The sequence below is a fragment of the Geminicoccus harenae genome (assembly GCF_019800005.1).
GTDB lineage: Bacteria > Pseudomonadota > Alphaproteobacteria > Geminicoccales > Geminicoccaceae > Geminicoccus > Geminicoccus harenae.
Genome location: NZ_JABGCL010000039.1, coordinates 25,440 through 32,505 on the forward strand (window position 1 = coordinate 25,440; position 7,066 = coordinate 32,505).

The 7,066-nt window shown below is 68.7% G+C and carries 8 protein-coding genes; 4 read left to right on the forward strand and 4 right to left on the reverse strand.

Features of this window, described 5'->3' with window-relative positions:
- The first annotated feature begins 29 nt into the window (after nt 1–29).
- Both HLA95_RS23590 and HLA95_RS23595 read left to right on the forward strand, forming a co-directional pair.
- Complete coding sequence (locus tag HLA95_RS23590) at nt 30–566, forward strand: c-type cytochrome, methanol metabolism-related (RefSeq protein ID WP_191059038.1); 537 nt, start codon at nt 30–32, stop codon at nt 564–566.
- Complete coding sequence (locus tag HLA95_RS23595; RefSeq protein ID WP_191059039.1) at nt 566–1,420, forward strand: substrate-binding domain-containing protein; 855 nt, start codon at nt 566–568, stop codon at nt 1,418–1,420. The genes HLA95_RS23590 and HLA95_RS23595 overlap by 1 nt, the downstream gene beginning before the upstream one ends.
- A 28-nt stretch (nt 1,421–1,448) precedes the next feature.
- Here HLA95_RS23595 and HLA95_RS23600 read toward each other — a convergent pair whose 3' ends face one another.
- From HLA95_RS23600 to HLA95_RS23610, 3 genes are read right to left on the reverse strand one after another with little or no spacing between them, the layout of a single operon-like run.
- On the reverse strand, nt 1,449–2,468 hold the full coding sequence (locus HLA95_RS23600) for an ABC transporter substrate-binding protein (RefSeq protein ID WP_191059044.1): 1,020 nt from the start codon (nt 2,466–2,468) through the stop codon (nt 1,449–1,451).
- Nucleotides 2,469–2,499: 31 nt separating this feature from the next.
- Nucleotides 2,500–3,288 carry an ABC transporter permease gene (locus HLA95_RS23605; RefSeq protein ID WP_191059040.1) on the reverse strand — a complete coding sequence of 263 codons (789 nt, stop codon included), beginning with the start codon at nt 3,286–3,288 and terminating at the stop codon, nt 2,500–2,502.
- A complete protein-coding gene (locus tag HLA95_RS23610) occupies nt 3,285–4,109 on the reverse strand; it encodes an ABC transporter ATP-binding protein (RefSeq protein WP_191059041.1) in 825 nt (274 codons plus the stop codon). Before HLA95_RS23610 ends, HLA95_RS23605 begins: the two co-directional genes overlap by 4 nt.
- A 129-nt stretch (nt 4,110–4,238) precedes the next feature.
- Here HLA95_RS23610 and HLA95_RS23615 point away from each other — a divergent pair, with 129 nt between their 5' ends.
- Nucleotides 4,239–5,849 carry an alpha-amylase family glycosyl hydrolase gene (locus tag HLA95_RS23615; protein WP_223861458.1) on the forward strand — a complete coding sequence of 537 codons (1,611 nt, stop codon included), beginning with the start codon at nt 4,239–4,241 and terminating at the stop codon, nt 5,847–5,849.
- Here HLA95_RS23615 and HLA95_RS23620 read toward each other — a convergent pair.
- Nucleotides 5,846–6,205 carry a hypothetical protein gene (locus HLA95_RS23620; protein ID WP_191059042.1) on the reverse strand — a complete coding sequence of 120 codons (360 nt, stop codon included), beginning with the start codon at nt 6,203–6,205 and terminating at the stop codon, nt 5,846–5,848. The two genes, HLA95_RS23615 and HLA95_RS23620, sit on opposite strands and share 4 nt — an antisense overlap.
- 184 nt (nt 6,206–6,389) lie before the next feature.
- Between HLA95_RS23620 and gfa the strand changes: the two genes are divergently transcribed.
- A complete protein-coding gene (gene gfa, locus HLA95_RS23625) occupies nt 6,390–6,962 on the forward strand; it encodes an S-(hydroxymethyl)glutathione synthase (protein WP_191059043.1) in 573 nt (190 codons plus the stop codon).
- Nucleotides 6,963–7,066 lie beyond the last annotated feature (104 nt).

Consider the following 7,066-nt stretch of genomic DNA (forward strand, 5'->3'; position numbering starts at 1 on the left):
GTTTCCCCCGAGGAGGAAAACTTTTGGCGATGGCTTACGGTGCAAGGGTCCTCTGCGCGCTGGCGCTCGCCCTGATCTCCGGCCTGGCACTGGCCCAGGACGGGCCGGCGAAGAAGGACGGGTCGGGCGATCCGACGGCGGTCAGCGAGGACAGCGGCAAATGGTTTGACGCCGAAGGCAACCCGACCTTCAAGGTCGAGGAGGACGGCACGGTCGACTGGTACACCTATTCCGGATTTCGCCGCTATCACGCCGAATGCCATGTCTGCCACGGGCCGGCCGGCGAAGGCTCGACCTATGCGCCGGCACTGACCAGGTCGCTCCAGGTCATCAGCTATGCCGACTTCATGGACGTCGTGGTGAACGGCCGGATCAACGAGTCGACCGCGCAGGAGAACGTCATGCCGGCGCTCGGCACCAACCCGAACGTGATGTGCTACCTGGACGACATCTACGTCTACCTGCGCGCCCGGGCGAACGGGGCGGTGGACCGGGTGCGGCCCGCCAAGCGCGCCGACAAGCCGGAGGCGTTCACCGAGGCGGAAGCGGCCTGCATGGGGCACTGATGCGCTGGTCCAAGACCCGCCGCCTGGCGGCTGCCCTGGCACTGCTCCTTCCCGGCCTGCTGGGGCAGCCCGCCGCCGCGCAGGACGGCGCCGACCTGTCGCTGGAGCTGATCGACCCCGAGTTCCTGCGGGTCTGCGCCGATCCGAACAACCTGCCGTTCTCGAACCAGCAGGGGGAAGGCTTCGAGAACAAGATCGCCGAACTGCTCGCGGCCAAGCTCGGCAAGCAGGTGGACTATACCTGGTTCCCGCAGGTCACCGGCTTCGTCCGCAACACGCTGGGCGCGCACAAATGCGACGTGATCATCGGCTACCCGCAAGGCGACGAGATCGTCCAGAACACCAACCCCTACTACCGCACGAGCTATGCCCTGGTGTTCGTGCCCGGCAAGGGCCTGGACGGGATCGAATCCCTGGCCGACCCTCGCCTGGCCGAGGCGAAGATCGGCGTGGTCGCCGGCACCCCCGCCGGTGACCACCTGGTCCGCCATAGCCTGATCGATCAGGTCCACTCCTACCCGCTCCTGGTGGACACGCGGGTCGATTCGGCCGCCCGCTCGATGGTGACCGACCTCCAGGACGGCACGATCGATGTCGGGATCCTCTGGGGGCCGATGGCCGCCCACTATGCCCGGAGCGTCGAGCCGGAGCTGCAGATGGTGCCGCTCCTCCAGGAGCCGGACCGCCCGCGCCTAGTCTACAACATCACCATGGGCGTGCGCGCCTCCGACCAGGAATGGAAGCGGGCGCTCAACCGGCTGATCCGCGCCAACCAGAAGGAGATCGACGCGATCCTGCTGGACTATGGCATCCCGCTCCTGGACCAGCGCAACCGGCCGATCGCCGCGCCATGACGAGCACGGCGCGGCCGGCCCGCCGGCGCTAGCCCGCCGCCACCACGAACCGGTCGGTGAAGGTCTTGCCCAGGTCGATCTCGGCGCTGGCGAGCTCGGGATCGAACTGCTGGAGCATGTTGTAGGCGCTCTGCATGCCGTCAGGCGGGATGATCCCGGTCTGGCTGTAGGTTTCCTTGCTGGCCGCGACCGCGCGCAGATAGAGGTCCCTGTCGCCCAGGTAGTAGGCCTCGGGCACCGTGGCCACGACGTCATCGGGCGAGGCGGTCGCCAGCCAGTCCAGCGCCTGCTTGAACGCGTTCACCAAGGCCTGGACCGTGTTCGGGTTGGCCTCGATGAAGTCGGTCTTCAGATAGACCACCGCCGCCGGGTTGGAGCCGCCGAAGATCTCCTTGGTACCTTCCTCGGTGCGCGTATCGGCCAGGATCGCGATGGCGTCGTCGGCTTCCAGCTTGGAGATCACCGGGTCCAGGTTGGCGATCGCCTCGATCTCGCCCTGCTGCATCGACGCCACGGCGCTCAGGCCCGCCCCCACCCCGATGAATGCTGCCTGCTGCGGGTCGGCCCCGGCCTTGGCCATCAGGTAGTTGACGAAGAAATTGGTCGACGAGCCGGGGGCGGTCACCCCCACCTTGCGCCCGGCGAGATCGGCGGGCGATTTGATCTCGCCGGCCAGATCCTTTTTCACCCCCAGCACGATCCCGGGGAAGCGGCCGAGCTCGATCACCGCCTGGATGGGCTGGCCCTTGGCCTGCATGCGGATGGTATGCTCGTAGGCTCCGGTCACCACGTCCACCGAGCCGCCGATCAGCGCCTGCAGCGACTTGGCCCCGCCGCCGAAATCGTTGATCGTGACGTTCAGCCCCTGCTCCTGGAAGAAGCCCTTCTGCTCGGCGATGGTGAGCGGCAGATAGTAGAGCAGCGGCTTGCCGCCGACACCCAGCGCGATCGTGGCCTGTTCGGGCGCAGCCGCGCGCGCCGGCGCCAGGCGGAAGGCAGCGGCACCGGCCAAAGCGGCGCCCAGTATGGTTCTGCGGGTCGTCATCAGCCTGTTCCCTGATCCTGGTTGCTGGTCCTCGTCAGCTGGTAGAGGTCGCCGGTGCCGGCCGCCATACCAGCAGCCGGTTCTCGATCGCCGTGACCACCGCGTCGAGCAGGATCACGAACACGGTCAGCACCAGCATGCCGGAGAACACCCCGGTCACGTCGAACACGCTCTCCGCCTGCTGGATCTTGTAGCCGAGGCCACCGGCCGAGCCGAGATACTCGCCCACCACCGCGCCCACGAGCGCAAAACCCACCGAGGTGTGGAGCGACGAGAACATCCAGGTGAGCGCTGCCGGCCAGTAGACGTGGCGCATCAACTGGCGCTCGTTCATGCCGAGCATCCTGGCATTGGCCAGCACGGTCGGGCTGACCTCGCGCACGCCTTGGTAGACGTTGAAGAACACGATGAAGAACACGAGCGTGAAGCCCAGTGCCACCTTCGACCAGATGCCGAGCCCGAACCAGAGCGCGAAGATCGGCGCCAGCACGACCCGCGGCAGGGCGTTGGCCGCCTTCACATAGGGGTCGAACACCGCCGCCAGCAGCGCCCGGCGCGCAAAGGCGAATCCTAACAGGATCCCGCCCGTGGCACCGGTGGCGAACGCCAGCACGGTCTCCAGCAGCGTGATGCCGAGATGGCGCCACAGCTCCCCGCCCACCAGGTCCTTCCAGGTGCGCGCCAGCACGTCCAGGGGCGTGGAGAAGAAGAACGGGTCGAGCAGCTTGCGGCCGCCGATCGGCACGGTGGTCAGCACATGCCACAGGAGGAGGAAGGCCAGGGCCACCAGGAGCTGGAGGGCCAGGAGGACGGCGCGGTTCATGGAGCCGCCTCGCCCTGGGCGTAGGCGCGCTGCACCTCGGACCGCAACGATCCCCAGATCGACCGGTGGATGGCATGGAATTCCGGGTCGAGCCGGACCTCGGCGATGTCGCGGGGCCTGGCCAGCGGCACCGGATATTCGCCCACCAAGCCGGCCGCCGGCCCGGCGAACATCACGATTACCCGGTCGGCCAGAGCGATCGCTTCCTCCAGGTCGTGGGTCACGAACAGCACGGCCTTGCGGTCGGCCGCCCACAGGTCGAGCAGCAGGTTGCCCATGATCTGCCGGGTCTGGGCGTCCAGCGGCCCGAACGGCTCGTCCATCAGGAGGATCTCCGGGTCGCGGATCAGCATCTGGGCGAGCGCCACGCGCTTGCGCTGCCCGCCGGAGAGCATGTGCGGGTAGCGGTCGGCAAAGCCCCTGAGCCCCACCCGGCCGAGCCAGTCCAGGGCGCGCGCCTTTGCCTCGCCGCGCCCGACCCCGGCCGGCTCCAGCGCCACCGCGACATTGTCCAGCGCGGTCTTCCACGGCATCAGCGCGTCCTGCTGGAACAGGTAGCCCGCCCGGCGATTGAGGCCTGCCAGCTGCGTGCCGAAGATCCGCACCGTGCCCGCCGAGGGCTGGAGCAGGCCGGCCGCGGCATTGAGCAAAGTCGACTTGCCGCAGCCGGTGGGCCCGACGATCGCGACGAACTCGCCGGCCGCCACGTGCAGGTCGATGCCCTGCACCGCCCGATAGGTCGACCGGTCGCTCAGGGTGAAGGCGATCGCGATCCCTGCCAGCTCGACCGCCGGCGCGCCTGCGTCCTGAGAACCCGTCATGCGCCTCCCCGTGGCTTAAGTCCTGGTTATGCCGTGGTGGTCGGGGCGCGCAAGCCCGGCACCCTGGGAACGGCTGGCCCCGCCCGCTACTTCGAACCGAGGCGGCCCACGCCGCGAGGGAGGCTGGTGGTGCAGAACGCGCTGGCGGATCATGCCTGGTGGCAGCACGGGGTCGTCTACCAGATCTATCCGCGCTCGTTCCAGGACGGGAACGGCGACGGGATCGGCGACCTTTCGGGCATCATCCGACGGCTGGACCATCTGGTGGCGCTGGGGGTCGACGCCGTCTGGCTTTCGCCGATCTATCCCTCGCCCATGGCGGACTTCGGCTATGACGTGGCCGACCATTGCGCGATCGACCCAACCTTCGGCACGCTCGAGGATTTCGACCGGCTGATCGACGCGGTGCATGGGCGGGGCCTGCGGCTGATCCTGGACTATGTCCCGAACCATACGTCCGACCGGCATCCCTGGTTCGTGGCGAGCCGGGCGTCGCGCCGGTCCGAGCAGCGCGACTGGTATGTCTGGCACGACCCCGCCCCGGATGGCGGACCGCCCAACAACTGGCTGAGCGAGTTCGGTGGTCCGGCCTGGAGCCTCGATGCGGCCACCAGCCAGTACTACTACCACGCCTATTTGCCCGAGCAGCCGGACCTGAACTGGCGCCACCCTGCCGTACGCGACGCGATGCTGGACGTGCTGCGCTTCTGGTTCAGGCGCGGCGTGGACGGGTTCCGGGTGGATGCGATCCACCACCTGATCGAGGACGAGGAACTGCGGGACAACCCGCCCAACCCCGACTGGCGCCCGGGCATGTCGCCGGCCAAGCGGGTGCTGCGCACCCACACCATGGACCAGCCCGAGGTGCACGAGGCGATCATGGCGATGCGCCGGGTGGCGGACGAATTCGGCGACCGGGTGATGATCGGCGAGGCGTATCTGCCGATCGACCGGCTGATGGCCTATTACGGCAGCGACCTGTCCGGCTTCCACCTCCCCTTCAACTTCCACCTGATCGCCACCCCCTGGCAGCCTGCCGCGATCGCCGCCCTGATCGACGCCTACGAGGCGGCACTGCCCAACGGCGGCTGGCCCAACTGGGTGCTGGGCAACCACGACCGCTCGCGGCTGGCGAGCCGGCTGGGCCCGGACCAAGTGCGGATCGCCGCCATGCTGCTGCTGACCCTGCGCGGCACGCCCACGATCTACCAGGGCGAGGAGATCGGCATGAGCGACGTGCCGATTCCCCCTGAGCAGGTACAGGACCCGTGGGAGCGCAACGTGCCGGGGCTGGGCCTGGGGCGCGATCCGGTGCGCACGCCGATGCAGTGGGACGGCTCGGCCCATGCCGGCTTCTCCCCGGTTTCGCCATGGCTGCCGGTGGCCCAGGACCATGCGGTCGTGAACGTGGCGAGCCAGGCGGCCGATCCCCGCTCGGTGCTGGCGCTCTACCAGGCACTCTTGCGCCTGCGCCGCACCCGGCCGGCCCTGTCGATCGGCAGCTACCAGCCGATCGCCGCCGACACTGCGGTCCTGGCCTATGCGCGGCGGTACGGGGACGAGCATCTGCTCGTGGCGCTGAACTTCGGCGGCACGACAGCGACGCTGCGCCAGGTCCGGCCAGGGCGGCTGCTGCTCTCCACCGAGCTCGACCGCAGCGGCCAGGTGATCCGTGACCGGCTGGAATTGCGCCCGAACGAGGGCTGCATCCTCGAGATCGGCGGGCCGGGCCTGCCCTAGAAGCAGCGTACCTCCGCCTCAGCCTGGGCACGGCGCAAGGCGTCGATCGCGGCCTGGGCCTGCTCGTTCGAGCGGAATGGCGCCGCCCGCTCGCCGGCCATCTGCGCCATGCTCATGAAGGTCTCGGCCGTGACGTAGCGTTCATAGGGCAGCAGCGTCGCGATCACGTCGATCGAGCAGGAGCAGCGGTCCAGGCTGTCCCGGGTCTCGCCGTTCGCCTTCATGCAGGCGAACACGTAGTCGACGCGGGTGTTGGTCGGATAGTCCTCGCCCGTGGCGGCAAGCCCGGGCGCTGCCAGCCCGGTCGCGAGCAGGACGGCCACGCCAGCCGCGCGGACCCGATCGATCATCGTCATGGTGGCTCCCCGATGCTCCTGGCACAGGACTAGCCTCGGCCACGTCCGGTCAAGTCCCGAGCGACGCCGCCGGCTGGTGGTGATCGACAATAGGTACGATCTTTGGCAAGACAGTTTACTGACCACAGCGCGCCAATCCGGCGACGACCCAGAAGAAACAGGAGCTGCGGTCAGGGAGAAGCTCATGGCATCGATCTCGCTCCATCCTGCCATCGACCAGGGGATCCGGCAGGGCACCACGGATTTCGCGGGCGGCACGCTGGTCTGCGCCTGCACCGACCGTCCGGTCACCGTCCGGATCAACTCCCAGGTCCTGCACAACCATGCCTGCGGCTGCACCAAATGCTGGAAGCCGGCCGGCGCCATGTTCTCGATCGTGGGCGTGGTCCCGGCGGACAAGGTCGAGGTCACCGCGAACGGCGACAAGCTCAAGGTGGTCGACAGCTCGGCGCTGATCCAGCGCTATGCCTGCACCGCCTGCGGCGTGCACCTGTACGGGCCGATCGAGAAGGAGCATGCCTTCAAGGGCCTGGCCTTCATCCATACCGAGCGCTCCACCGACCCGGGCTGGGCAGCGCCCGAGTTCGCCGCGTTCGTTTCCTCCGTGATCGAATCCGGTACGAGGCCGAGCGACATGCCGGCCGTGCGCGCCCGGCTGAAGGAAGTGGGGCTCGAGCCCTATGACTGCCTGTCGCCGCCGCTGATGGATGCGCTGGCGGCCTATGCGGCCCGCAAGGCCGGCACGCTGCGCGAGTAAGCGATCCAGGGCGGCGGCCGCCGGGCCGCCGCCTCCCTCACCCCACCGTTTCCGGCGCGCGCTTCATCTCGCGGTAGCGGTAGCCTTCCTCTTGGCCCTGATCG

Bases quoted from the DNA above. Each gene is read 5' to 3' on its own strand.
- HLA95_RS23590 (WP_191059038.1), top strand. From the start codon at position 30: ATGGCTTACGGTGCAAGGGTCCTCTGCGCGCTGGCGCTCGCCCTGATC.
- HLA95_RS23595 (WP_191059039.1), top strand. From the start codon at position 566: ATGCGCTGGTCCAAGACCCGCCGCCTGGCGGCTGCCCTGGCACTGCTC.
- HLA95_RS23605 (WP_191059040.1), bottom strand. From the start codon at position 3,288: ATGAACCGCGCCGTCCTCCTGGCCCTCCAGCTCCTGGTGGCCCTGGCC.
- HLA95_RS23610 (WP_191059041.1), bottom strand. From the start codon at position 4,109: ATGACGGGTTCTCAGGACGCAGGCGCGCCGGCGGTCGAGCTGGCAGGG.
- HLA95_RS23620 (WP_191059042.1), bottom strand. From the start codon at position 6,205: ATGACGATGATCGATCGGGTCCGCGCGGCTGGCGTGGCCGTCCTGCTC.
- gfa (WP_191059043.1), top strand. From the start codon at position 6,390: ATGGCATCGATCTCGCTCCATCCTGCCATCGACCAGGGGATCCGGCAG.